General features: G+C 69.5%; 24 protein-coding genes and 1 tRNA gene. 14 read left to right on the plus strand and 11 right to left on the minus strand.

Going from position 1 to position 25,057, the window contains the following annotated elements:
* Window positions 1–4: 4 nt before the first annotated feature.
* Genes U742_RS0115655 through sdhC form a run of 4 tightly spaced genes read right to left on the minus strand, consistent with a single transcriptional unit; the run spans window position 5 to window position 3,459 of the window.
* Window positions 5–787, minus strand: coding sequence for a succinate dehydrogenase iron-sulfur subunit (locus U742_RS0115655; protein WP_029354671.1), 783 nt, complete (start codon window positions 785–787; stop codon window positions 5–7).
* Window positions 788–814: 27 nt separating this feature from the next.
* Complete coding sequence (gene sdhA, locus U742_RS0115660; RefSeq protein ID WP_029354673.1) at window positions 815–2,650, minus strand: succinate dehydrogenase flavoprotein subunit; 1,836 nt, start codon at window positions 2,648–2,650, stop codon at window positions 815–817.
* 4 nt (window positions 2,651–2,654) lie between these two features.
* Window positions 2,655–3,053 carry a succinate dehydrogenase, hydrophobic membrane anchor protein gene (gene sdhD, locus U742_RS0115665; RefSeq protein ID WP_029354675.1) on the minus strand — a complete coding sequence of 133 codons (399 nt, stop codon included), beginning with the start codon at window positions 3,051–3,053 and terminating at the stop codon, window positions 2,655–2,657.
* A 4-nt stretch (window positions 3,054–3,057) separates the two neighbouring features.
* A complete protein-coding gene (gene sdhC, locus U742_RS0115670; protein WP_029354677.1) occupies window positions 3,058–3,459 on the minus strand; it encodes a succinate dehydrogenase, cytochrome b556 subunit in 402 nt (133 codons plus the stop codon).
* A 242-nt stretch (window positions 3,460–3,701) separates the two neighbouring features.
* Here sdhC and U742_RS0115675 point away from each other — a divergent pair, with 242 nt between their 5' ends.
* The gene (locus U742_RS0115675; RefSeq protein WP_248310386.1) at window positions 3,702–4,910 is read left to right on the plus strand and encodes a CE1 family esterase; all 1,209 of its coding nucleotides are present in this window, start codon (window positions 3,702–3,704) and stop codon (window positions 4,908–4,910) included.
* On the opposite strand, the gene U742_RS0115680 is transcribed toward U742_RS0115675, so the two are convergent.
* Complete coding sequence (locus U742_RS0115680) at window positions 4,886–5,935, minus strand: MaoC family dehydratase (protein WP_029354680.1); 1,050 nt, start codon at window positions 5,933–5,935, stop codon at window positions 4,886–4,888. The two genes, U742_RS0115675 and U742_RS0115680, sit on opposite strands and share 25 nt — an antisense overlap.
* Window positions 5,936–6,333: 398 nt before the next feature.
* Between U742_RS0115680 and U742_RS0115690 the strand changes: the two genes are divergently transcribed.
* From U742_RS0115690 to U742_RS0115705, 4 genes are all read left to right on the plus strand, one after another.
* The gene (locus tag U742_RS0115690) at window positions 6,334–8,292 is read left to right on the plus strand and encodes a M23 family metallopeptidase (protein ID WP_029354682.1); all 1,959 of its coding nucleotides are present in this window, start codon (window positions 6,334–6,336) and stop codon (window positions 8,290–8,292) included.
* The gene (locus U742_RS0115695) at window positions 8,282–9,010 is read left to right on the plus strand and encodes a DNA-3-methyladenine glycosylase family protein (RefSeq protein WP_081853036.1); all 729 of its coding nucleotides are present in this window, start codon (window positions 8,282–8,284) and stop codon (window positions 9,008–9,010) included. Before U742_RS0115690 ends, U742_RS0115695 begins: the two co-directional genes overlap by 11 nt.
* A complete protein-coding gene (locus tag U742_RS0115700; protein WP_029354687.1) occupies window positions 9,007–9,678 on the plus strand; it encodes an alpha/beta hydrolase in 672 nt (223 codons plus the stop codon). The genes U742_RS0115695 and U742_RS0115700 overlap by 4 nt, the downstream gene beginning before the upstream one ends.
* Before the next feature lie 130 nt (window positions 9,679–9,808).
* Entirely contained in the window at window positions 9,809–10,366 is a 558-nt protein-coding gene (locus U742_RS0115705) for an HNH endonuclease (RefSeq protein ID WP_029354689.1), read from the plus strand.
* Between the two features lie 11 nt (window positions 10,367–10,377).
* Here the strand turns inward: U742_RS0115705 and U742_RS0115710 are convergent, their stop codons facing one another.
* Window positions 10,378–10,923, minus strand: a complete 546-nt coding sequence (locus tag U742_RS0115710; RefSeq protein WP_029354691.1) for a disulfide bond formation protein B — start codon at window positions 10,921–10,923, stop codon at window positions 10,378–10,380.
* 137 nt (window positions 10,924–11,060) lie between these two features.
* Between U742_RS0115710 and U742_RS0115715 the strand changes: the two genes are divergently transcribed.
* Entirely contained in the window at window positions 11,061–12,140 is a 1,080-nt protein-coding gene (locus U742_RS0115715) for an esterase-like activity of phytase family protein (protein WP_081853037.1), read from the plus strand.
* Here the strand turns inward: U742_RS0115715 and U742_RS0115720 are convergent.
* Together U742_RS0115720 and rpmB are read right to left on the minus strand one after the other, a co-directional pair.
* Window positions 12,077–12,649, minus strand: coding sequence for a queuosine precursor transporter (locus U742_RS0115720; RefSeq protein ID WP_248310396.1), 573 nt, complete (start codon window positions 12,647–12,649; stop codon window positions 12,077–12,079). The two genes, U742_RS0115715 and U742_RS0115720, sit on opposite strands and share 64 nt — an antisense overlap.
* A gap of 85 nt (window positions 12,650–12,734) precedes the next feature.
* On the minus strand, window positions 12,735–13,037 hold the full coding sequence (gene rpmB / locus U742_RS0115725; protein WP_029354697.1) for a 50S ribosomal protein L28: 303 nt from the start codon (window positions 13,035–13,037) through the stop codon (window positions 12,735–12,737).
* Window positions 13,038–13,295: 258 nt separating this feature from the next.
* Between rpmB and U742_RS0115730 the strand changes: the two genes are divergently transcribed.
* The 6 genes from U742_RS0115730 to U742_RS0115755 all read left to right on the plus strand — a co-directional run bounded on the left by U742_RS0115730 (window position 13,296) and on the right by U742_RS0115755 (window position 20,661).
* Window positions 13,296–14,138, plus strand: coding sequence for a DUF3108 domain-containing protein (locus tag U742_RS0115730; protein WP_248310387.1), 843 nt, complete (start codon window positions 13,296–13,298; stop codon window positions 14,136–14,138).
* A 378-nt stretch (window positions 14,139–14,516) separates the two neighbouring features.
* Window positions 14,517–17,993 carry a helicase-related protein gene (locus U742_RS0115735; protein ID WP_029354701.1) on the plus strand — a complete coding sequence of 1,159 codons (3,477 nt, stop codon included), beginning with the start codon at window positions 14,517–14,519 and terminating at the stop codon, window positions 17,991–17,993.
* A gap of 21 nt (window positions 17,994–18,014) precedes the next feature.
* Window positions 18,015–18,299, plus strand: a complete 285-nt coding sequence (locus U742_RS0115740; RefSeq protein ID WP_029354704.1) for an RNA-binding S4 domain-containing protein — start codon at window positions 18,015–18,017, stop codon at window positions 18,297–18,299.
* Window positions 18,300–18,435: 136 nt separating this feature from the next.
* A complete protein-coding gene (fdxA, locus tag U742_RS0115745; RefSeq protein ID WP_029354705.1) occupies window positions 18,436–18,771 on the plus strand; it encodes a ferredoxin FdxA in 336 nt (111 codons plus the stop codon).
* Window positions 18,772–19,155: 384 nt separating this feature from the next.
* The gene (locus U742_RS0115750) at window positions 19,156–19,755 is read left to right on the plus strand and encodes a CarD family transcriptional regulator (RefSeq protein WP_029354707.1); all 600 of its coding nucleotides are present in this window, start codon (window positions 19,156–19,158) and stop codon (window positions 19,753–19,755) included.
* A gap of 165 nt (window positions 19,756–19,920) precedes the next feature.
* On the plus strand, window positions 19,921–20,661 hold the full coding sequence (locus U742_RS0115755; protein WP_029354709.1) for a metallophosphoesterase family protein: 741 nt from the start codon (window positions 19,921–19,923) through the stop codon (window positions 20,659–20,661).
* A 19-nt stretch (window positions 20,662–20,680) separates the two neighbouring features.
* Here U742_RS0115755 and U742_RS0115760 read toward each other — a convergent pair whose 3' ends face one another.
* Window positions 20,681–22,099 carry a M48 family metalloprotease gene (locus tag U742_RS0115760; RefSeq protein ID WP_197028280.1) on the minus strand — a complete coding sequence of 473 codons (1,419 nt, stop codon included), beginning with the start codon at window positions 22,097–22,099 and terminating at the stop codon, window positions 20,681–20,683.
* A gap of 95 nt (window positions 22,100–22,194) precedes the next feature.
* On the minus strand, window positions 22,195–23,121 hold the full coding sequence (locus tag U742_RS0115765) for a thermonuclease family protein (RefSeq protein ID WP_197028274.1): 927 nt from the start codon (window positions 23,119–23,121) through the stop codon (window positions 22,195–22,197).
* A gap of 189 nt (window positions 23,122–23,310) precedes the next feature.
* On the opposite strand from U742_RS0115765, the gene U742_RS0115770 reads away from it, so the two are divergent.
* Window positions 23,311–23,387 (plus strand) — tRNA-Arg (locus U742_RS0115770).
* A 326-nt stretch (window positions 23,388–23,713) separates the two neighbouring features.
* On the opposite strand, the gene U742_RS22145 is transcribed toward U742_RS0115770, so the two are convergent.
* Complete coding sequence (locus U742_RS22145) at window positions 23,714–23,947, minus strand: DUF1674 domain-containing protein (RefSeq protein WP_029354715.1); 234 nt, start codon at window positions 23,945–23,947, stop codon at window positions 23,714–23,716.
* Between the two features lie 162 nt (window positions 23,948–24,109).
* On the opposite strand from U742_RS22145, the gene htpX reads away from it, so the two are divergent.
* Entirely contained in the window at window positions 24,110–25,051 is a 942-nt protein-coding gene (htpX, locus tag U742_RS0115780; RefSeq protein WP_029354717.1) for a zinc metalloprotease HtpX, read from the plus strand.
* Window positions 25,052–25,057 lie beyond the last annotated feature (6 nt).

The raw sequence follows: 25,057 nt of genomic DNA on the forward strand, positions 1-25,057 counted from the left end.
CGCGTCAGAACTGGCGCGCCACCATCATCTTCTTGATCTCGGCGATCGCCTTGGCCGGGTTGAGACCCTTCGGGCACGCCTTGGCGCAGTTCATGATGGTGTGGCAGCGATAGAGGCGGAACGGATCCTCGAGGTCGTCGAGCCGGTCGCCGGTCGCCTCGTCGCGGGAATCGATCAGCCAGCGATAGGCGCCGAGCAGCGCCGCCGGGCCGAGATAGCGGTCGCCGTTCCACCAATAGCTCGGGCAGGAGGTGGAGCAGCAGGCGCACAGGATGCACTCGTACAGACCGTCGAGCTTCTCGCGGTCGGAGCGCGACTGCGGCCATTCCTTCTCCGGCGCCGGCGTCTGGGTGTGCAGCCACGGCTCGATCGAGGCGTGCTGGGCGTAGAACTGGGTGAGGTCCGGCACCAGGTCCTTCACCACCGGCATGTGCGGCAGCGGGTAGATGTTGACGCTCTTGGCCGTCACGTCGTCCATGCTCTTGAGGCAGGCGAGCGTGTTGGTGCCGTCGATGTTCATCGCGCAGGAGCCGCAGATGCCCTCGCGGCAGGAGCGGCGGAAGGTCAGCGTCGGGTCAATCTTGTTCTTGATGTAGATGAGCCCGTCGAGCACCATCGGCCCGCAATCGTCGCGGTCGACATAATAGGTGTCGACCTGCGGGTTCTTCCCGTCGTCCGGGTTCCAGCGGTAGATCCGGTACTCGGTCAGGTGGTTGGCGCCGGCCGGCTTCGGCCAGACCTTGCCGTCCTGCATCTGCGAGTTCTTGGGAAGCGTGAGCTGAACCATGACGGACCGTCGTTTCCTTCGCCGCGCTCAGTACACCCGCTTGCGCGGCTCGATGTACTGGATGTCGTTGGTCATCGTGTAGGTGTGCACCGGCCGGTCGTCGAGGCGGACCTTGCCGTTCTCGACGTCGAGGAAGGCCAGCGTGTGCTTCATCCAGTTGGCGTCGTCGCGCTCGGGGAAGTCCTCGCGTGCATGGGCGCCGCGGCTCTCGGTGCGATTGGCGGCGCCTTCCATGGTCACCGTCGCGAGGCCGATCAGGTTGTCGTATTCAAGCGTCTCGATGAGGTCCGAGTTCCAGATCAGCGAGCGGTCGGAGACGCGGATGTCGCTGGTGCCGGCGAACACCTCGGCGATCAGCTTGCGGCCCTCCTCCAGCACCTCGCCGGTGCGGTAGACCGCGCAGTTGTTCTGCATCACCTTCTGCATGGAAAGCCGCAGCTCCGCGGTCGGCGTCGTGCCGGCGGCGTTGCGGAAACGGTCGAGCCGGGCGAGCGCCTTGTCGGCCGAGCCGGCCGGCAGCTCGCGCTGCTTGTCGCCGGGGGTGAGGATCTCGGCGCAGCGCAGCGCCGCCGCGCGGCCGAACACCACGAGGTCAGTGAGCGAGTTGGAGCCGAGCCGGTTGGCGCCGTGCACGGAAACGCAGGCGCATTCGCCCACCGCCATCAGGCCGGGCACCACATGGTCCGGGTTGCCGTCCTTCTTGGTGACCACCTCGCCGTGGAAGTTGGTCGGGATGCCGCCCATGTTGTAGTGCACGGTCGGCAGCACCGGGATCGGCTCCTTGGTCACGTCGACGCCGGCAAAGATCTTCGCGCTCTCGGAGATGCCCGGCAGGCGCTCATGCAGGATCGCCGGGTCGAGATGGTCGAGGTGCAGGTAGATGTGGTCCTTGTTCTTGCCGACGCCGCGGCCCTCGCGGATCTCCATGGTCATGGAGCGCGAGACGACGTCGCGGGAGGCGAGGTCCTTGGCGGAGGGCGCGTAGCGCTCCATGAAGCGCTCGCCCTCGGAATTGGTGAGGTAGCCGCCCTCGCCGCGCGCGCCCTCGGTGATCAGGCAGCCCGAGCCGTAGATGCCGGTCGGGTGGAACTGCACGAACTCCATGTCCTGCAGCGGCAGGCCGGCGCGCAGCACCATGGCGTTGCCGTCGCCGGTGCAGGTATGGGCGCTTGTCGCCGAGAAATAGGCGCGGCCATAGCCGCCGGTGGCGAGGATCACGGTCTGCGAGCGGAAGCGGTGGATGGTGCCGTCATCCATCTTCAGCGCGATGATGCCGACGCAGCGCCCCTCATCGTCCATGATCAGGTCGAGCGCGAAATACTCGATGTAGAACTCGGCATTGTGCTTCAGCGCCGCGCCGTAGAGCGTGTGCAGCATGGCGTGGCCGGTGCGGTCGGCGGCCGCGCAGGTGCGCTGCGCCGGGCTCTTGCCGAAGTCGATGGTCATGCCGCCGAAGGGCCGCTGGTAGATCTTGCCGGCCTCGGTACGCGAGAACGGCACGCCCCAGTGTTCGAGCTCGTAAACCGCGGCGGGCGCCTGGCGCACCAGATATTCGATGGCGTCCTGGTCGCCGAGCCAGTCCGACCCCTTCACGGTGTCGTACATGTGGAAGCGCCAGTCGTCGACGCTCATATTGCCGAGCGAGGCGGCGATGCCGCCCTGCGCCGCCACCGTGTGCGAGCGGGTCGGGAACACCTTGGTCACGCAGGCGGTACGCAGCCCCGCCTCAGAGCAGCCGACGACGGCGCGCAGGCCGGCGCCGCCGGCGCCCACCACCACGACGTCATAGGTGTGGTCGGTGATCGGATAGCTCGCCGCCGCGCCATTGGCGTGCGCACCGTTGCCCGTGTTGGTCTCGGCCATCGGCTCAGCCTCCGAAACTGATCTTGAGAATAGCGAAGGCGCCGGCGAGGCCGACCACGACGCAGAAGAAGGTGTTGCCGATCAGCGCCAGCACCTTCGCTCCCTCGCCATGGACATAGTCCTCGATGATGACCTGCATGCCGAGGCGCATATGGATGACGATCGAGAGGATTCCCAGCAGCAGGATGATCGCCACGAAGGGGTGGCCGATGATCGCCAGCACCTCGGCGTGGCTGCGGCCGGCGGCGCAGATCAGCACGCCAAGGAACAGCAGCACGAGCGGCACATTGGCGAGCGCGGTGAGGCGCTGCAGCCAGAAATGCCCGGTGCCGGAGCGCGCCGAGCCGAGCCCGGAGACGCGGCGGCGGGTGGTGCGCATGGAGGAACTGTCGGATCCGATCATCGCCTCAGCCCTTCACCACATAGATGACGATCCACAGCAGCACGGTCAGCGCGATGGAGCCGCCGATCGTCGCCCGGGCGAGCCACTCGCGCGCCTCCGGCCCGAAGCCGTGGCCGGTGTCCCAGATGAAATGGCGGATGCCGCCGAGCATGTGGTGGATCAGCGCCCAGCTAAAGCCGAACAGGATCAGCTTGCCGATGATGCTGCCGAACAAGCCGTTCACCAGATCGAAATAGGACGGCGAGGTCGCCGCCGCCACCAGCCACCACACCAGCAGCAGCGTGCCGAAGAAAAGCGCCGATCCGGTGATGCGGTGCACGATGGACATCATCATCGTGAGCATCGGCCGATAAATCTGCAGATGCGGCGAAAGAGGCCTTTGGGTGGCGCCGGGCGTGTCGGACATCTGGCGGTCCTTCAATGATTTGAGAGTGCCTAACCGATACGATCGCGAATCGCAATCATTCCAAAGGCGACGCCTATCGTTCTTTGCGATGCAGCACGCTACCCGGAACTTTTCGCATTTGCAGCCCTCACGACCGCAACCCTGCCACGATAGGGTGGCAAGGCTGCGCCTCCGCAGTAGGCGATTCGAACGCTAAAGAGTCAACTGTCGACACTATGCCCGGAAGCATCCGCCCAGGCCCGATGGCTGCGTTCGACCGCTCTGCGCGACTGGCGCTGCAGGCCATGCTCGCCGGCATTTTCGGAGTGGCGCTCGCCTCGTCGGCGATGGCGCAGGTGCCGGGCTGGCCGTCCGGATCGGCAGCGCCCCAGGCCGACGCTTCTTCCGCCGGTGACATCTACGGCGCGCCACCGGCCGCGGCTGCGGTGGAAGCGCCGCGCAACGCCAGCGAGGAGCGGGTGATTTCCGTCGGCGGGCTGAAGCGGGAATTCATCCTCCACCTCCCGAAGAACGCGGCGCCCGGCCCCTGGCCGCTGGTCATCGCCCTGCACGGTGCCTGGCAGCCGGCCAGCGTGTTCCGCTCCTATCTCGACCTCGACGAGATCGCCGACCGGGAGGGCTTCGCGGTCGCCTATCCGCGCGGGCTGAACCTGCTGTGGAACGACGGGCGCGGCTCGGTGGCCGGCATCATGCCGATCATCCAGAAGCGCGACGACGCCGCCTTCATCCTCGCCGTGCTCGATGCGCTCGCCGCCGAAGCCATCGCCGACCCTAACCGCTCCTATCTGATGGGCTTCTCCAACGGCGCCTTCCTCACCGCCTTCATCGCCTGCCGCCACGCGGAGCGCTTCGCGGCCTACGCCACCATGATGATGACGGCGCCGGTCTCCTATGCCGAGACCTGCCGCCCCGCGCGGCCGATCCCGATCCTGATGATGAACGGCTCCTACGATCCCATCGTGCCGACCTTCGGTCGGCCGACGCCGGGCGCCAAGCTGATGTCGGCGACCGAAAGCGCCGAGTTGTTCGCCCGCATCGACGGCTGCGGAACGCCGCAGGCCGCGGCCGGCCCGAGCGCGCGCATCCTGCGCTGGGACGATTGCGCGCAAGGCTCCGCCGTCCATTTCTACGAGATCGAGGGCGGCCACCAGCCGCCCGCCCGAACGGTCGGCCCCATGGACGCGCTCGCCGGGCTAGTGCTCGGCCCGCGCCGCAAGGGGCTCGACGCGCCGGAGGAGATCTGGGCTTTCTTCCGGCGTTACGGCACCGTGCCATCCGCTATTGCCGGACCGGTCGAGCCGGCGGCGACGGCCATTCACGGCGGTCTGCCGGCGGTCGCCACGCTGCCGGGCGGACCGACCGCCGCGCCTTCGGCCCAGCATTTGCCGGTCGCCAACGTGCCGCGGCCGATCCCCTCGCCAGTTCGTCAGCGCACGATCAGCACCCAGTAGTCGAGATCGAGCACGACGGCGGGGTCGTAGTCCTCGCCGGTCTTATAGGGAAAATCCCCGCACGGCTTGTCCTTGGTGGCGACCGTGCGTACGCGCAGCGCCCCGACATCCTCGCGGCCCGGCAGCATCTGCTTGTCCAGGATCTCGCTCCACGCGAACACGGTGCCGCCGGCGAACAGCGGCGCGACATGCCGGCCGCCATTGATGCCGGCGACGTGGAAGGCATTGGCGAGGCCGTTGAAGGAGAGCGAGCGGGCCAGCGAGATGACGTGCCCGCCATAGATCAGGCGCCGGCCGAAGCGGCCCTGCCCCTCGCTCCACTGGTTGAAATGCACCTTCGCCGTGTTCTGGTAGAGACGTGTCGCCAGCATGTGCTCGGCCTCTTCCACCGTCATGCCGTCGACATGGTCGATCTTCTCGCCGATCTGATAGTCGTCGAAGCGGAAGCGGCTGCCGGAGAGCCCGTCATCCCACTGCGCGACGACGAGGTCGGGCACCGCTTCGCCGAGATCCGCCGGGTCGAGCGCGGCCGGCAGCTCCGGCACCACGGGCGGGCCGACCTCGACCTCGGCGGCGCGCTTGCGCACCATTACCCAGCGCACGTACTCCAGCACCTGCGTGCCTTCCTGGTTGAAGCCGGCGGTGCGCACATAGACGACGCCCGACTGCCGGTTGGAGGTCTCGCGCAGGCCGATCACCTCGGAGGTGGCGCTCAGCGTGTCGCCGGGGAACACCGGGACCAGGAAGCGGCAGCCGGCATAGCCGAGATTGGCGATCGCGTTCAGCGAGATGTCCGGCACCGACTTGCCGAACACCACATGGAAGACCAGCAGGTCGTCGATCGGCGCGCAGGGATAGCCGATGTCCATGGCGAAAGCGTCCGAGGACTGCACCGCGAAGCGCCCGCCATAGAGCGCCGCATAGAGCGAGACATCGCCCTCGGTCAGCGTGCGCGGCGTGGCGTGGCGGATCTTCTGCCCGACCACGAAATCCTCGAAGAAATTGCCGGTCTGCGTCTTGTTCATGGCGCGCTCCTCCCCCGACCGCTGATCCCTTGTCCCATCCGGGGGCACCTTCGCGCAACGCCGCTTTGGTCTGAGGCCCCGCGCGAGGGCGGTGGAAAAGTCGCATCGCCTTGGTCCGCCATCCTTTTGCCGTCTCAGGCGGCTTTACATCTGCACCCGCTCGTCGGCGGGCCTGCCGGTACGATTCGGCGCGCGCCGCCGGTGCGGGTTGACGTCGGCGGCAGAGGCCGGCATCGTCCGCGCGCCGGCGCGCCAGTGGTATCCGGCAGTGCATCGTCGTCCGCCGCCCGGCGGGCAGTGGGGTTGAGGTCGGCGCCGGCCCGCAGAAGCGGCCAGGCTTGATAAGGCGCCGGAAAGGTGGGGATCGCTCTTTGGAGAACCGGCGCGGACCGATCGGCATGCGACGCTCCGGCTTCGCAGTCCCCGATCTTGGCGACGAGCCCCCGCTGGGCGTCGATGGCGACGCCGAGGAGCCGATCAATCGCCGCCGCGTCTCCATCCGCTGGCTGATGGCCACCCTGCTCACCGGCATCTGCGGTGCGGGCCTGATGGGCGGCGCCGTCTATGCCGCGCTCGACGGCGAATACCGCTTCGCGCAGGTGCCGGAGACCGTGCGCTCGACCCTGCGCGGCGCGCTCGCCGCCGGCGAGCGGCCGACCAACGCCGCCCGCAAGGGCGACCGCATGTCGATCCTGACCGAGAGCTTCAGCGCCAAGCAGACGCTGCGGCTGTCGACCAACGTGAAATCCGGCAATCAGGAGATCATCAAGGTCCGCGCGGTGACCAAGGTCGCCTCCAACCTCGCCATGTCGGTCACCGCCGCTTCGGTCGACGTGCCGCGCTTCAACCCCGCCAAGCTGATCGCCGAGACTGCCGACCAGAAGGACGACGACGCCCCGCAGGCCGAGCCGACCGGCGAGGTCACCATCGTCATGCGCGACCTCGGCCAATTGCCGCCGAGCACGAAATTCGCGGCCGAGCTGCCGATGGAGGACGTGCTGATGAAGGTGCGCGAGACGGCGGAGTTCGGCACCCCGACCGTCGACACCCGCGCGCCGGCGGCGCTCGCCGCCTTCGGCACGCCGGCGCTGGGCTACGCGCCGGCCGGGCCGAACGACCCGGTCAACGCGCTCGCCATGCAGCCCGACAATGTGAGCTCGATCCGCAAGACCGACGACGAGACCACCGGCGGCAACGACTGGACCGAGCGCGCCGTCGTCGCCAAGAAGGGCGACAGCGTGACCTCGCTGCTGAGCGGCCTCGGCGTTCCCGCCGTCTCCGCCCGCGCGGCCGCCACCGCCTTCGGACGTGGCACCGACGGTCCCCTCACCGAGGGGCTGCGGCTGAAGGTGCTGCTCGATTCCAGCGGCAACGCGCCGATCCCGCTGCGCGTCAGCATCTTCAGCGACAACGGCCACGAGGGCACGGTCGCTCTGTCGGACACTGGCAAGTTCCTGGCGGTGCAGGAGCCCTCCGACATGCAGATCGCCGATGTCGGGCCGGACGAGGGCGACGACGACGCCGGCGGGCGCGGCGGCGTCACGCTCTATGAGAGCCTCTACGAGACCGCGCTGCGCCACGAGATTCCGCGCGTCGTCATCGAGAACCTGGTGCGCGTCTATTCCTTCGACATCGATTTCCAGCGCCGTGTGCGGCCGGGCGATTCCTTCGAGGTGCTGTACGAGCCCGACGATGCCGGCGCCGCCGGCGGCGTGCTCTATGCCGGCCTCACCGTCGGCGGCGAGGAGCGGCGCTACTACCGCTACCAGACCCCGGATGATGGGCTGGTCGACTTCTATGACGAGAGCGGCAAGAGCGCGAAGAAGTTCCTCGTCCGCAAGCCGGTCTCCGGCGGCATGCTGCGCTCGGGCTTCGGCATGCGCCGCCATCCGATCCTCGGCTATACCCGCATGCATTCCGGCGTCGACTGGGCCGACCGCGTCGGCACGCCGATCTACGCGGCCGGCAACGGCGTGATCAAGAAAGCGGCCTGGACCTCCGGCTATGGCCGGCGCACCGAGATCCAGCACCTGAACGGCTATGTGACGACCTATTCGCACCAGTCCGGCTTCGCCAGGGGCATCCGCGAGGGCGTGCGCGTGCGGCAGGGCCAGCTCATCGGCTATATCGGCTCGAGCGGCCTCTCCACCGGCCCGCACCTGCACTACGAGGTGCTGGTGAACAACCGCTTCGTCGATCCGCTGCGCATCCGCCTGCCGCGCGGGCGGGCGCTGGACGGCAAGATCCTCAACGACTTCGCGCAGGAGCGCGACCGCGTCGACACGCTGCTGAACCACAGCGCGGCGCCGAAGGTCGCCGCCGGCAACACCGTCCGCCTCGACGACGATGCCAATTGAGGCGGGCGCGGCCATCGCGCAGACGGCCGAGGAGACGCTCATCGATCAGGCCGCCTTCGACCGCGCGAGCGACCGGCTGATCGCCGTCGATCCCCGCCTCGCTTTGCTCGTCGAGGTCGCCGGGCGCCCGGTGCTGCGCCGACGCGCCGCCGGCTTTTCCGGCCTCGCCGCCATGATCGTCGCACAGCAGGTCTCCGCCGCCTCGGCCCGCGCCATCTTCGCGCGGCTGGAGACGGCGCTCGAAGGCACCATCACGCCGCATGCCGTATTGGCCGCCGGGCCGGAGGGGCTGCGCGCCGCCGGTCTCTCGACGCCGAAGATCCGCTATCTCCTCGACATCGCCGGACGTATCGAGGCCGGGATCATCGATCTCGACGCGATCGCCGCCCTGCCGTCCGACACCGCTCGCGAGCACCTCGTGGCGCTGCCCGGCATCGGCGCCTGGACCGCCGACGTCTATCTCCTCTTCGCGCTGGGGCGCGCCGACGCCTTCCCGGAAGGCGACCTCGCCTTGCAGGTGGCGGCGTCCGAGGCGCTGGGTCTGGAGCGGCGCTGCCACGCGCTCGGCCTCAAGGCGATCGCCGAGGACTGGCGGCCGTGGCGCGGCGTCGCCGCGCAGTTGCTCTGGGCCTTCTACAGCGCCCGCCGCGCCAACATGCCGGCCGAGATGATGCCTGGCACGCCGATCGCCCCCGATGCCCCGATGGTGACGCCATGACGACGATCGACGGCCCCCGCCTGCCGCCCGCCTCCGGCCGCCCGGCTACCTCGCTGGTGGTGCTGCTGCACGGCTATGGAGCGGACGGACGCGACCTGATCGATCTCGGCGCCTATTGGGCGCCGCTGCTGCCGGACGCCGCCTTCGTTGCGCCCCACGCGCCCGAGCCCTGCGCCATCGCACCGGTGGGGCGGCAATGGTTCGCCTATGTCGAGCGCAACGACCGCGAGCGCTGGACCGGCGTGGAGGCGGCGCATGCCGCGCTCGACGCCTTCCTCGATGCCGAACTCGCCCGGCATGGCCTCGCCGACGATCGCCTCGCTTTGGTCGGCTTCAGCCAGGGCACCATGATGGCGCTCCACACAGGCCTGCGCCGCAGGGCCGCGCCGGCCGGCATCCTCGGCTATTCGGGCATCCATGTGCTGCCTGCCGAGCGGGCGCTCGAGGCGGCGGATGCGCGAATCACCTCGCGCCCGCCGGTGCTGCTGATCCATGGCGACCGCGACGAGGTGATCCCGCCGGTCGCGCTCAATCGGGCGCTGATCACGCTCCGCCAGCGCGGCATCGCCGTCGAGGGTCATATGTGCCACGGCCTCGGACACGGCATAGACGAAGACGGGCTGAACCTTGGCGGGCAATTCCTGGCACATGTCCTCGCCGCCCGGTGACCCGGCGCCCTCGGGCGGAGCACCATAGGGGTAAGACGCTTCACAAGATTGACACGCTACATGTAGAGTATCGCGGTGCGTCGTTCGGCGCCGGTCGCCGCGCTGACGCCCTGTAGCAGGGAGCGAGTGCTTGTCGGCGACTTTGTCTCCAGGTTCGTGGCCAGCCCTGGTGCTCAACGCGGATTACCGCCCGCTGAGCTACTATCCCCTCTCGGTCTGGTCCTGGCAGGACACCATCAAGGCCGTCTTCCTCGACCGCGTGAACATCGTCGAATATTACGAGCGGCAGGTCTCCAGCGCGCATTTCCAGATGCGGCTGCCGAGCGTCGTCTCGCTCAAGACCTTCATCCGCCCGGCCCGCCAGCCGGCCTTCACCCGCTTCAACGTGTTCCTGCGCGACCGCTTCACCTGCCAGTATTGTGAGACGCGCGAGGAACTCACCTTCGACCATGTGATCCCGCGCTCGCAGGGCGGCCAGACCACCTGGGAGAACGTCGTCGCGGCGTGCTCGCCCTGCAATCTGCGCAAGGGCGGCCTGATGCCGGACCAGGCGCATATGTGGCCGCGGCAGAAGCCGTTCCAGCCGAGCGTGCACGACCTGCACCAGAACGGCCGGCACTTCCCGCCGAACTACCTGCACGATAGCTGGATGGACTATCTCTACTGGGACACCGAGCTCGATCCGTGAGGCCAGCCCGGTTACTGGACCCCGCCGCGCCGAGCGCCGCGCCCCGCCACGCCCGCGAAGGCGACCACCGCCAGCGTCGCCGCAATCAGCGCGTTCCAGCCGGCCAGCGAGATGCCGAACAGCCGCCACGGCGCCTCGTCGCAGCGCACCACGCGCGCCGCGTTGAGATCGGTGAGCAGGTTGCCGCCCTGCACCGGGCCGGCGCCGGAGCACGCCGTCGGCCCCTGCCACCAGTGCCATTCGACGCCGGCGTGGTAGATCGCGAGCCCGGCGGCCGCCAGCATCAGCACCCCCGCCGCGCCGAGCAGCAGGCGGGCGAGCGTCGGCCGGCGCTGGTCGGCGGCGACCGCCGCCATGAGCGCGACGGGAATGGCGACGTAATAGGGGATGCGCTGCTCGAGGCAGAGCGGGCACGGTGCAAGCCCGATCACCAACTGGAAGAACCACGCGCCGGCGAGCGTCGCCGCCGAGGCGAGCGCCACGATCAGCGCGGCGAGGGCGGTGCCGGACGGGCGGAAGGCGGAAGCGGGCGTGGCGGCGGGGTTGGCGTGGGGCATGGCGGATACGGTCCCGTGGGGGTGACGAGGCTGCTATCGCCTCGCTCGCCCGATGTCCATGTCCGGTCCTTCACGAATAATTTCCCGTGTCCGCCTCAAAATGTCCGGCACGTCGCGAATCCGCGGGAGACGCAGCGATGACCAGACGTGCCGGACGTGCCCTGCTCCCCCTCCTCGGCATCCTCGCCTTCGCAGGGCTTGCCGGCGCGGACATGGCCGCCGCCGCCGATGCCCGCGCGCCGGTGCCGGTGAGCGTCACCGCCCGGCCGATCGCGCGTTTCGCGCCCGGCACCGCCACCCGCTATGGCAATCTCGATTTTCGCGGCGGCCTCGTCCTCACCTCCTCCTTCCGCGCCTTCGGCGGCCTGTCGGGCCTCGCGCTCGACGCCAAGGGCGAACGGTTCCTCGCGGTCAGCGACAAGGGCTGGTGGTTCAGCGGGCGCATCGAAGCCGAGGACGACCGGCCGCTCGCGCTCGACAAGGTCGTTGCCGCGCCGATGCGCGACAGGGACGGCCGCACCCTCGCCACGCAGGGCCGGGGCGACGTGGAAGCGCTGACCCGCACGGCGGACGGCTATGCGGTCGGTATCGAGCGGGCGCAGGAGATCTGGAGCTTCGCCGGACCGGACCCGCTGACCGCGCGCGGCCGCCGCCTGCCGGGAAGCGAGGCGCTGCAGGCGCTTGCCTCGAACCAGGGGCCGGAGGCGCTGCTCGCGATTCCGCTCGGCACGCCGGCGCGCCCGAGCCTCGTCGTCATCGGCGAGCGCAGCCCGGCCAGCGACGACGTGCTGCCCGGCTACATCTTCGCGCCGGAACCGGCCGGCACCTTCACGCTGACGCGCAGCAGCGAGTTCAACGCCACCGACATGGCGCTGGCGCCGGACGGCTATGTCTATCTGCTGGAGCGCCGCTTCGTCTGGTACAGCGGCGTCGCGCTGCGCATCCGCCGCTTCCCGCTCGCCGAGATCCGGCCGGGCGCGACCATTGCGGGCGAGGTGATGATCGAGATCGGCAACAACGCCGAGATCGACAATATGGAGGCGCTGGCGATCCACCGGAACGCCGCCGGCGAGACCATCCTCACGCTGATGTCGGACGACAATTTCTCGACGCTGCAGCGCACGCTGCTGCTACGCTTCGCGGTGATCGAGGATCAGCGGGCGGCGGCCGTCGCGGCGCCGGACCAGGGCTTCAGCCAGCCCATGAAGGCGCCGTAGGGCACCAGCGCCAGCAGCGCGCAGCCGACCTTCACCAGGAAGTCGAAGAAGGCGAGGCCGACCCACAGCGGCACCGTGACCGAGGCGCCGACGAGGCCGTAGGTCACCGGCCCGGACATAGCCTCGTCGCCGGCGAAGGCCAGCGAGAAGAAGATCGCGGTGTCGACCGCCGAGCCGATGAGGCTGCCGGCGAGCGGGGCGCGCCACCACGCCATGCGGCGCAGCCGGTTGAACACGCCGATGTCGAGCAACTGGCCGACCAGGAAGGCCGTGCCGGAGGCGAGCGCGATGCGCGAGGTGGCGAGCCAGATCGACAGCAGCACCGCCAGCGCGAAGCCGACATAGACCACGCGCCGGGTGACGACCGGGCCGAAGCGCCGGTTGGTCAGGTCGTTGACGAGGAAGGCGACCGGATAGGAGAAGGCGCCCCAGGTCAGCACCTCGTTCAGCCCGAACAGCTCGACCGGATACTGGACGAGCACGTTCGACGCCGCCACCACCGCCATCATGGCGGCGATAGGAGCGGCGAGCGCTAGGGGCGATATCTCGGTGCCGGCAATGCGCATGGCGCGTGGAGGCTGACGGGCGCGGCGATCAGGCCGCGACCGGAGCCTTCTCGACAGACGCCTTCTCGACCGCGCGCTTCAGCTCGGCGGCCTTCGGCGACAGCTCGTCGATGCTCGCCTTGCGCAGGAAAGCGTCGAGGCCGCCGCGATGATCGACGGTCTTGAGGGCATTGGCGCTGACCCGGAGCTTCACCGAACGCTGCAGGACCTCGCTGGCGAGCGTCACGTTCACCAGGTTCGGCAGGAACCGGCGACGGGTCTTGCGGTTGGAGTGGCTCACGAGGTTGCCGGTCAGAACCGCCTTCCCGGTAAGTTCGCACCGACGGGACATCGTGGACTTCCTTATATTCAAGTGCCGCCGCGCCGGAAGCCACCCATATGGCCCCCACGATCACGCCGCAGCATGGATCCGAAGAGTGCGCTCCTATAAGGAACACCCCCACGCGCGTCAAGACCGGACGGGCGCGGCCCGTGTAGGAGCCACAGTTCCGCCGCCTTCTGACCTCACCGATTCATGATCCGGCGAAGCAGCGTTCTGGGGCAGGATGCGCCCCGCCGCCGGATGATCATCGGTATGGACTTGGGTCAGTTGAAGCAAGCGCGTTCCTTAACCGCGATCCTCGCGGGCGTCGCGACCGTCGCATCCGGCGCGCTGGCCCATGCCGACGGCCGGCTCGAGGCGCGCTACCGCATGTCGCTCGGTGGCCTGGAACTCGGCCGGGCGTCGTTTCTCCTTGAAGTGAACGACAGTTCCTACACCGCCTCCGGCAGCGCGCGCGTTACCGGCATGCTGCAGGCCGTCTCCTCCGGCAAGGGCTCGGCCGGCGCGCGCGGCCTGGTGGCGCGCGGGGCGCTCTCGCCGCAGTCCTTCGCGATGGACGCGGAGAGCGACAAGAAGGCCGAGGCGATCCGCCTCGTCATCGCCGCTAATGCGGTGAAGGACCTCTCCGTCGAGCCGCCGGTGCGCGCCTCGCCGGACCGCATCCCGATATCCGACGCCGACAAGAAGGGCGTGCTCGACCCGATGACGGCGGCGCTGGTGCTGGTCGAGGGCAAGGACGATCCGGTCTCGGCCACCGCCTGCGACCGCACCTTGTCGATCTTCGACGGACGCCAGCGCTACGATCTCACGCTTTCCTATGTGCGCACCGATCTGGTGCGCGCCGATCGCGGCTATCAGGGGCCGGCCGTGGTCTGCCGCGTCGGCTACAAGCCGATTTCCGGCCACAAGCCGAACCGCTCCGGCGTGAAGTACATGATGCAGAACAGGGACGTCTATGTGTGGCTGGCGCCCGTCGCCGGCACCCGCGTACTCGTCCCCTTCAAGGTCTCGGTCGCCACCACGCTGGGCGCCGCCGAGATGGAGGCGATCAGCTTCCAGTCCGAGGCCGTCGGCCCGCAGCCGGCCTCCGCCACCCGCAAACAGCCCTAGCATCGCCAGCCGTTTGTCCCGGAGGGGACGAAACCTCTCCCCCAAGATCGCCGTAATCCCGAGGTGGGTCGGGAACACGTACCGAGCCCGAAGCGGCGCTTCTGTCCCACATCGAGACAGATTGATTAAAATTTTCGTCAATTGCCGTCATTTGCGATTTGCCGGCGGAGCGCCATATTGAGGCATGGGCGTTCCCGGCCACCCATATCTTGGCGTGCACGAAACCCGAACATGCGGTTCCCATCGATTCGGGCACGGTACGTTCCCGCTTCGATCCGAATGTAAACGCGCGGCGGACTCCCGCGCTGTTCGGCGCGACGCCGTGCTATGCCTTGTGCTAGAAGGGCCTCCCGCCCGGCCCGACGGACTGATCGGCGCATGAACATCTTCAATCCGCCGCCGGGCACCGGGGCTCCCGACGCCTTCTCGGGCAAGCCGCTGCCGCCCTCGATCCGGGCCCGCGGCGTCACCGCCGTGCTCGGCCCCACCAACACCGGCAAGACGCATCTCGCCATCGAGCGCATGCTCGGCCATTCGAGCGGGCTGATCGGCCTGCCGCTGCGCCTGCTCGCCCGCGAGGTCTATCAGCGCCTCGTCGAGCGCGCCGGCATCGACCAGGTGGCGTTGATCACCGGCGAGGAGCGCATCCGCCCGCCGAAGGCGCGCTACTGGGTGTCGACGGTGGAGGCGATGCCGCGCGACCTCGACGTCGCCTTCGTGGCGCTGGACGAGATCCAGCTCTGCGCCGATCTCGACCGCGGCCACGTCTTCACCGACCGCCTGCTCAACCGGCGCGGCCGCGAGGAGACGCTACTGCTCGGCGCCGCCACCATGCGCCCGCTGGTGGAGCGGCTGCTGCCCGGCGTGAGCGTGCTGGTGCGCCCGCGCCTGTCGAACCTCACCTTCACCGGCGAGCGGAAGATCACCCGCCTGCCGCGCCGCTCGGCCATCGTCGCCTTCTCGACCGACGAGGTCTACGCCATCGCCGAGCTGATCCGCCGCCAGCGCGGCGGCGCGGCGGTGGTGCTCGGCGCCCTCTCGCCGCGCACCCGCAACTCGCAGGTGGCGATGTATCAGAACGGCGACGTCGACTATCTGGTCGCCACCGACGCCATCGGCATGGGGCTGAACCTCGACGTCGACCACGTCGCCTTCGCCGGCGACGTGAAGTTCGACGGCTGGCAGTTCCGCCGGCTCAACCCCGGCGAGCTGGCGCAGATCGCCGGCCGGGCCGGCCGCGCCCAGCGCGACGGCACTTTCGGCACCACCGGCCGCTGCCCGCCCTTCGACGAGGAGATCGTCGAGCGGCTGGAGAGCCACAGCTTCGAGCCCCACCGCGTCCTGCAATGGCGCAACACCGATCTCGACTTCCATTCGATCGAGGCGCTCGGCCGCTCGCTCGGCATCGTGCCGCGCGAGGACGGGCTCACCCGCGCCCCCACCGCCGACGATGTGCTGGTGCTGGAGGCGGCGGCCCGCGACCCCGAGGTGCGCGGTCTCGCCCATGGTCGCGAAGCTGTCGAAAGACTGTGGGAAGCTTGCCAGCTTCCGGACTACCGGAAGGTCTCGCCCGCCTCCCACAGCGACCTCGTCATCACCGTTTACGGGTACCTGATGCGGGAAGGACGGATCGCCACGGACTGGTTCGCCAAACAAGTGGCCTTGGCGGACCGAGCGGAAGGTGACATAGACACGCTGTCGGGGCGTATTGCGCAGGTCCGTACCTGGACCTTCGCGGCGAACCGGCCGGACTGGCTCCAGGACCCGGAGCACTGGCGAGAGGTTACGCGGCGTGTGGAGGACCGGCTCTCCGACGCGCTGCACGAGCGGCTGGCACACCGCTTCGTCGACCGTCGGACCAGCGTCCTGATGCGGCGCCTGCGAGAGAACACGATGCTCGAAACGGAAATTACCAAGACCGGCGACGTGGTGGTGGAAGGCCATGTCATCGGCCATCTGCTCGGTTTCCAGTTCGCCGCGGACCCCTCCGCCGGCGGCCCCGAGGCCAAGGCGCTGAGGGCGACCGCCCAGAAGGCGCTGGCCGGCGAGATCGAGAGCCGCGCCGCCAAGCTCGGCGAGGCGCCGGACGATGCCTTCGTGCTCAGCATGGACGGCACGCTGCGCTGGATCGGCGAGCCGGTCGCCAAGCTGATCCCCGGCGACGAGGTGCTGGCCCCGAAGCTCAAGATCATCGCCGACGAGCACCTCACCGGCCCGGCGCGCGATGGCGTTCAGGCCCGCCTCGACCTCTGGCTCAAGGCGCATATCGAGAAGCTGCTCGGTCCGCTGCTGGCACTCGGCCGCGCCGAGGACATCACCGGCATCGCCCGCGGCATCGCCTTCCAGATCGTCGAGTCGCTCGGCGTGCTGGAGCGCCACCGTGTCGCCGAGGAGATGAAGTCGCTGGCACAGGACGCCCGCGCTTTGCTGCGCAGCCACGGCGTGCGCTTCGGCGCCCACCACATCTATCTGCCGGCGCTGCTGAAGCCGGCGCCGCGCACGCTCGCCGCCCAGCTCTGGGGGCTGAAGCATGGCGGCCTGCAGCAGAAGGGCCTCGACGAGCTGCCGCATCTCGCCTCGTCCGGGCGCACCTCGATCCCGGTTGACCCGGAGATCCAGAAGGGCCTCTACCGCGCCGTCGGGTTCCGCGTCGCCGGCGAGCGGGCGGTGCGCGTCGATATTCTCGAGCGCCTCGCCGACCTCATCCGCCCGGCGCTCGCCTGGCGTCCCGGCATGAGCGGCGAGAAGCCGGCCGGGGCGTTCGACGGCAACGGCTTCGTCGCCACCGTCGCCATGACCTCGCTGGCCGGCTGCGCGGGCGAGGACTTCGCCTCCATCCTGCGCTCACTCGGCTACCGTATGGAGCGCCGCCCGGCCCCGCCGGTCGAGGCCGCTGCTGAGCCCGCTGCCGAGGCCGCGCCCTCCCCTGAGGTGACGGCGGATGCGCCGGCCGCCGAGGCGGCTCCGGCCGAGACCTCCGAGGCCGAGGCGTCCGACGTCGCCTTCGACCAGACGGTCGAGCCAGCGCTGGAGGAGGTCTCCCCGCCGTCCGCGGCAGAAGAGAGCTCCGCCGAGGCCGTCGCGGCTGAAGTCGTCGCGGTAGAAGCCGTGGTTCCCGAAACGCCGGTGCCAAGCGATCCGGTCTTCGACCAGACGGTCGAGCCCGCGCTCGAAGCGGCGCCGGCCGAGCCCGCCGCGCTCGAAGCCGCCGAGGCGGTGGAGAGCGTGGAGGCCGCCGCCGTCGAGACGGCCGAAGCCGCAGCAGCGGAAGAAATGGCCACCGAGGCTGCGCCGGCTGAGATTGCATCGGACGCGGCTCCCGCCGAGCCGGCGATGATCGAGGTGTGGCGGCCCGGCCGCCCGCCGGGGCAGCGCCCGCAGCACCATGGCCGCGGCAAGCCGCATCACGGCCGCCCCGACCAGCGCGCCTCCGCGCCCGCCGGCGGCGAGGCGGCGGCCGGCCAGCCGGGCGAGCGCCGCCGCGAGGATGGCGACCGCTTCCGCAAGCCGCGGCGCGACGAGCGCTCGGACCGCCAGAGCGAGCCCAATGGCGAGCGCCGCCGCGAGGATCGCTCCGCGCGCTCCGACGGCCCGCGCCAGGAGCGCAGCGAGAATCCGCGCGGCGATCGTCCGCGTCAGGACCGCCCCCGCCAGGATCGCCCGCGCGAGGAGCGCGGCGACCGCCCGCGTTCCGAGGGCGGCAGCCGGCACGAGCGCTCGGCCGACCGCTTCCAGTCGCCGCGCCAGGACGGGCGCAACGACCAGCGGCGCGACAAGCCGGTCGACCCCGACTCGCCCTTCGCCGCCCTGCTCGCCCTGAAGGCGCGCATGGAGGCGGACAAGAACGGCGGCTGAGGCCGCCTCCCGGGAGGGCCGTTGTCCGCCGAGCGCCCCCGTCTCGATGCCTGGCTCTGGCACGCGCGCTGTGTGCGAACCCGCAGCGCCGCCGCCGATCTCGTGCGCGCCGGCCGGGTTCGGCTCAACGGCACGCGGGTGAGCGCTCCCGCCCATGTCGTGCGCCTCGGCGACACGGTGACGGTGGCGCTCGATTCCCGCGTGCGGGTGCTGCGCGTCGCCGGCTTCGCCGACCGGCGCGGGGATGCGCAGGCGGCACAGGCTCTCTATATGGAAATCACCGAAGGGCCGGACGGCGCGGTATGATGCCGACCCGCCGCTCTGAAACCGGCCCTCACGAGACCTGCGGCAGACGCAGGGCCGTTGTCCTTGCGCGGCATGGAGCGGTGCGATAGGTGAAGCGCGCGGGATAAACCACACGCCCGCGACGGAGACTGATTTAATGACCTACGTCGTCACGGATAATTGCATCAAGTGCAAATACACGGACTGCGTCTCCGTCTGTCCGGTCGACTGCTTCTATGAGGGCGAGAACTTCCTCGTCATCCATCCCGACGAATGCATCGATTGCGGCGTGTGCGAGCCGGAATGCCCGGCCGAGGCGATCAAGCCGGACACCGAGCCGGGCCTCGACAAGTGGCTCACCATCAATGCCGACTACGCCAAGGTGTGGCCCAACATCACCGACAAGAGGGACCCGCTGCCGGACGCGAAGGAGTGGGATGGTGTGGCCGACAAGCTACAGTATCTTTCGCCCGAACCCGGTAAGCAGGACTGACGTTGCGCTTCGCCCCAATCCTGCACCCGGCGGCCGACTGCACCCCGCCCGCGACAGCCGCGCGTCTCGCTGCGGCGCGGCAGCACTTTGATTCTTGAGCCAATTGTGCTATATTGGCTTTTGTGCAGTCGATTGGGTTTGCAATGAAGGTTCGCTCCCCGCAGGGGGCGTCATCCCCGCAATTGTGGACGGTTTTTCCTCCGGTGCGCGTCGAACCGCGCGCGGCGGGGCGTTTCCAATTTTCCCGCATCGGCTGATTTCTCGGGCTTTCGCACAGGCGGGAGCTTTCATTCTTGTCCGCGGGCGCGCCTGTCCGCGGACCGGGATCGTGTCATCAAGGTCGCGCGGTCCCGTATCGGTCCGGACCCAGGAGCAGGACGCAGCATGTCGACGAAGAAGCCCTCCAACATCCGCCAGGGTTTCAAGACGGGCGAGCACATCGTTTATCCGTCCCACGGCGTCGGGCGTATCATGTCCATCGAGGAGCAGGAAGTCGCGGGCTTCAAGCTCGAACTGTTCGTCATCAATTTCGAGAAGGACAAGATGACGCTGCGCGTCCCGGTGCCGAAGATCGCCACCGTGGGCATGCGCAAGCTGTCCGAGCCGGCGGTCGTCAAGAAGGCGCTGGAGACGTTGAAGGGCCGCGCGCGCATCAAGCGCACCATGTGGAGCCGCCGCGCGCAGGAATATGAAGCCAAGATCAATTCCGGCGATCTCGTCGCCATCTCCGAGGTGGTGCGCGACCTCTACCGCTCCGAGGCGCAGCCCGAGCAGTCCTACAGCGAGCGCCAGCTCTACGAGGCCGCGCTCGACCGCATGGCCCGCGAGCTCGCCGCCGTCGACAACCTGACCGAGACCGAGGCGATCAAGCTGATTGAGCAGAACCTGCTCAAGGGCCCGCGCCGTGCCGGCAAGGCCGAGGCGGCGGACGAGGCCGAGGAAGCCGATGAGGTCGAGGCCGAGACCGAGGAAGAGGCCGCCTGAGGCACCTTCCCGGCATCTGCCGCCGATCATGGAAAGGCCCGGTCGAAAGCCGGGCCTTTTGCTTGTCGGGACAAGCGATACCGCTCCATGCTGAAGGCGGCGCGCCGAACCCGCGCCGCTCCCGCCGGTCGACCGGAGGCTACCCGCCATGAGGATTGCTGCGTCATGAGGATCGCCGTCATCGCCGACGTGCATGGAAACCTGATCGCGCTCGAGGCCGTGCTGGCGGACCTGCGCGGGGCGGCTCCGGATCTTGTGGTCAATCTCGGCGACCTCGTCTCCGGCCCGTTCGACCCGGCCGGCAGCGCCGAGACCCAGATGGGTCTTGGCTGCCCGACCATCGCCGGCAATCACGAGCGCGAGTTGCTCTCCGGCGGCGAAGGCGCGCTCGACGCCTTCGCCCGGCCGTTGCTGTCGCGCGCGCATCTCGACTGGATGGCGAGCCTGCCCGCGACCCTGTCGCTCGCCGAGGGCCGCGTCTTCGCCTGCCACGGAAGCCCGGCCGGCGGCGATCTCGAATATCTGCTCGAGGATGTCGGCTCGGGGCGCCCGACGCTCGATCGCGAGGACGCCATTCGGCGCCGGCTGGCGGGCATCGGCGCGGCACAGGTCGTCCTGTGCGGCCATAGCCACACGGCGCGGATCGTCATTCTGGACGGCGTGCTGATCCTTAATCCCGGAAGCGTCGGCATGCCCTGCTACCGCGCTGGCGAGCCCCTGCCGCATGTGGTGGAGACCGGCTCGCCCCACGCCCGCTACGCCCTGCTGCAGGACGGCCCCGCCGGCTGGGCGGCCGAGCTTCGGGCAGTGCCCTATGACACCGAGGCGGCGGCACTCCAGGCCGAGCGGGCCGGCCGGCCCGCCATCGCGCATTCCGTGCGCACCGGCTGGCTGCCGCCCGCCTGAGGCTCAGGCTGGCATCAGGTCAGTCGGCGACGATCTTCAGTTCCTCGCCATAGGAAATCTTGGCGTTCCGCTCGATGCCGTTCAGCAGCAGGAAGCGCTCCAGCGGCCGATCCGGGACCTCCATCTTACCGGCGAGCTTGTCGACATTGTCGGCCAGCCCCGCCTCCACAACGCGGATGCGCAGCGGCTTCACCTTGTCCGCCTCCTCGATGGAGACACGGCGGAAGGTCGCCGCCGCCGTGCGGAACGATGCGTCGAGCTCGGGGGTGAGCTCGCGCGCCGCGAAGATCAGCCGGTAGACGTCGCTGCCGAAGCGGATGGCGAACATGCGGAACGACCACTGGTCGCCCCGTGCCACCGCGGTGGCCGCCGGAAATCCATTCAGCACCAGGCTCTCGACTGAGGAGATCTCCACCCCGTCGATCCAGCCGGAGGAGAGATACTGCGCCAGCGACTGGTCGGCGGCGACGCGCACGGCGTCGAGCCGCAGCGCCTCGCGCCCGGTGGTGGTGGCCCCCAGCACCGCCTGCGAGGTGTTCTCCAGCGTGAAACCGTCCGGGGCGGTGAAGGTGAAGCCGAGCTTGGGATGGAAGAAGCGCTGGCCGCGCACGAAGCCTTCCTTCGGGTCGTCGCCATAGACCATGCCGTCGATGGCGGCGAGATACTGCTCGCGGTCGCGCTCGCCGGGCTTGTCGGGCGAGGCGTATTCGCGGGCATTGGCGATGGCGATCGAGATGCGCTCGGGCGTCGCCGGATGGCTGGCGAGGAAATCGGCGCTGTCCGCCGAGGCGCTCTGGCCGATGGCGGTGGCGCGGAAATTCGCCTGCTTGCCCATGGCGGTGAGGAAGCGCGCCGCGCCATAGGGGTCGAAGCCCGCCCGCGCGCTGATGCCGACCCCGATGGCGTCCGCCTCCAGCTCCTGCGCCCGCGAGAAGCTCGCCAGCGACATGCGGCTCTTGGCCAGCGCCAGCGCACCGAGATCGGCATCGTTGACCACGTCGGAGATCACCCGGCTCACCAGCACCGCCTGCTTCATCTGGTCCTCGCGGATCGCCGCGTGGTTGGCGATCACGTGGGCCATCTCATGCGACAGCACGGAGGCGAGCTCGGCGGTGTCGTTGGCGAGCGCGAGCAGGCCGCGCGTCACGTAGAGCGAGCCGTTCGGCAGCGCGAAGGCGTTGATCGCCGGCGAGTTGAGGATCGTCACCCGGTAACGCAGGTCCGGCCGCTCGGAGGCGGCGACCAGCCGGGCGACGACGTCCTGGATGAGCTGGCGGAGCTTCGGATCGTCATAGGCGCCGCCATAGGAGGCGACCAGCCGCTCGTGCTCCTTGCGCTGGGCGGGGGTGAGCGTCTCCTCCAGCGCGACGGGCGTGACCGCCGGGGACTTCGCCGCCTCCTGCTGGATATCGAGGCTCGCGCAGCCGGCGAGGAGCATCAGGGCGGCGGACAGGGTGGCGGCGCGGGCGCGCGAGGGCGCGCGCGTGACGAGCGCCACGCGACCGACCGCACTCACCCTCCGTCCGACCATGCTCACCGGTCTTCGTTCCCCACCAGCTCGATCTGCCCCGGCTCCCGCACCTCGATGGCGGGGCCTCCCTCTTCGAACACCACCCCGCGCACCCGCACCAGGCGTCCCGACATATCGTCGAGAGGTATCTTTGCACCATTCAGTGCAGAACGGAATCGCTGCGGCACCGTCACGGTCAGGTCTTGCCGCCAGACCCGGCCAAAATTGAGGTAAAGCGCCGCGCGCCGGTCGCCGACCGATGCGACGCGCCCCTCGATCACCCCGTAGCGCCCCTCGAGCGCCCGCACGGCGGCGACATCCGACGCCTTCACCGGGAGCGAGGCCCACAGCCCGAGCCGCGCCTCCCGCGCCGAGCGTTCGGCCGCAGCGAGCCCTTCGAGGCATCCGGCATGCGCTGCATCGGGCCGCAGCACCGCAAGGCCGAGCTCGATCAGCGCATGCTGCAGCGTCTGCGCCTCGCCTTCGATGCGCGCGACGCCGACCAGCCGGCCATAGCGGTCGCCCTCCGGCGCGGCCGAGGCGACAAGGATGCGCCGACCGACGGCCAATTCCCGCAGCGCCGTATCGCGCGCGGCGGCGTGATCATCATCGCCGAAATCGAGCGCCAGCCCGGCGAGCTTCAGCAGGCGGCCGTCCTCCAGCACGAGCTCGCCATGCATGCCCACCGCCGCCACGACGGAAGGACCATCACCCTGCGGACAACCCCTCGCCGCCTCGGCGCGCGCGGAGACGATACCCGCACCCAGCGCCGCGACCACGGCGAGGGCCTGCAGCGCAACGCCCCGGGACTGTCCCATCCGGCACCGGTTGCCGGTCGAATTCCGGCTCTCGCAGGCGATCGGGGAAGCAGGCAGTATCATCAGGCTGCAATGCCGCCTTCGGCAGAATTCCTCGCGGCCTTTATAGCAAAAGCCGGCCGGGAAGCCCATCACGAATCGCCCGCAGGCCGCGCAGGCGCGCGCTTCCCACCGTGTGGCAAACCACCCGACCATGCGGAGGCGGCAGGACGGCGACGGTCGCCATGCCCGACCTGACGTGCTAGAGAGCAGCGCCGTGGACCGAACGGATTCGATGCCGGACAGGCGCGGAACCCGGCGGGCTCACGAGCGACGGCGCGCCTCCCGGTAGCTCAGCAGGATAGAGCACAGGTTTCCTAAACCTGGGGTCATAGGTTCGAATCCTATCCGGGAGGCCAGCCGGCCTCTCCGTCAGACTCGCGGATATCGATCAGCGCCGACGACGGGCGGCAATTCGGACAGGTACGCGGCGCGGAGCGGGGCGAAGAGCGAGCAGGGCCGCGAAGCCCATGACTGCGGCCAGCAGCGAAACGGTCATTGCACCGGACATTTTGTCCTCCTCGGCACGCCTTTGATACGCCCTCCCGGTGGCAAGATCACGCCCGCCGGCCATCCACACACCACCATATAACCACGAACCGGCCCGATCGCTGCACCTCACCTGCGATTTTTCCGGTTCGCCTTTCGTCGCGTCCCCATCCGCACACGGCGCCGCGGACACGCCCTAGAAATCCGAGGCGATGCCCTTCACCTCCCAGTCGCCGTAGCGCACCGGCTCCGGGCCGCCCCGGCCGTTGATCTCGACGGGCGGCGCCTGTGCCTCGGCCGCGCGGGCCGCCGCCCGGCGCTCCTCGGCCTCGGCGAGCGCCCGCTGCGCCGCCGGCGTCAGCGCCCTTGCGGGCGGCGCGTCGTTGGAGGCGGCCGGGGGCGCTGCGCCCTTGGTGTCTGCATCGCTCATCGGCGCATGGGATCATCCGGCGGCGGCGGCCGTCAAGCCGGGCGGTGCCGGCGCGGCGACACGACTCGCGGCACGCGGGCGCGGGCTCCCTTGCGTAAGGCGGGCGACCTTCCCATCCTCTTACCGGGCCGGCGCAGAGACGATGCCGCCCCGGAGGGACAGATGAACTATCTTCGCACGGCTATCCTGCTCGCGGGCATGACGGCCCTGTTCATGGCCGTCGGCTTCCTGATCGGCGGGCGAAGCGGCATGATGATCGCGTTCGTGGTCGCCGCGGGTATGAACATCTTCAGCTACTGGAACTCCGACAAGATGGTGCTCTCCATGTACGGAGCGCGCCAGGTCGATCGCGCCTCGGCACCGGAGTTCGTCGGCATGATCGAGGAACTCGCCCAGCGCGCGAAGCTGCCGATGCCGCGCGTCTACATCATGGACAACCCGCAGCCGAACGCATTTGCCACCGGCCGCAATCCTGAGAACGCGGCGGTCGCGGCGACCACCGGCCTGCTCAATTCGCTCTCCCGCGAGGAGGTGGCGGGCGTGATGGCGCATGAGCTGGCGCACATCCGGAACCACGACACGCTGACCATGACGATCACCGCGACGCTCGCCGGCGCGATCTCCATGCTGGCGAATTTCGGCATGTTCTTCGGCGGCGGGCGCGACGAGAACCGGCCCTTCGGCGCCCTCGGCACGATCGCGATGGTGATCCTCGCCCCGCTGGCGGCGATGGTGGTGCAGATGGCGATCTCCCGCTCGCGCGAATATGAGGCCGACAAGCTCGGCGCCGAGATCTGCGGCCAGCCTTTGTGGCTCGCCTCGGCGCTCGCCAAGATCTCCAACGCCGCGCATCAGGTGCCGAATATGGAGGCCGAGCACAATCCGGCCACCGCGCACATGTTCATCATCAACCCGCTGTCCGGCGCGCGGATGGACAACCTCTTCTCGACCCACCCCAACACCGAGAACCGCATCGCCGCGCTGCGCGAGCTCGCCGCGCGGATGGGCGTCGGCCGCGGCCCCGCCCCGTCGGCACCGCGTTCGGGCGGCGCGTGGGGCGATACCGGCGGCGCCGTGCCGCCCCGCCGCGGGCCATGGGGCTGAGGCGAC

The sequence above is a fragment of the Allobosea sp. 117 genome, from assembly GCF_000702305.1.
GTDB lineage: Bacteria > Pseudomonadota > Alphaproteobacteria > Rhizobiales > Xanthobacteraceae > Ancylobacter.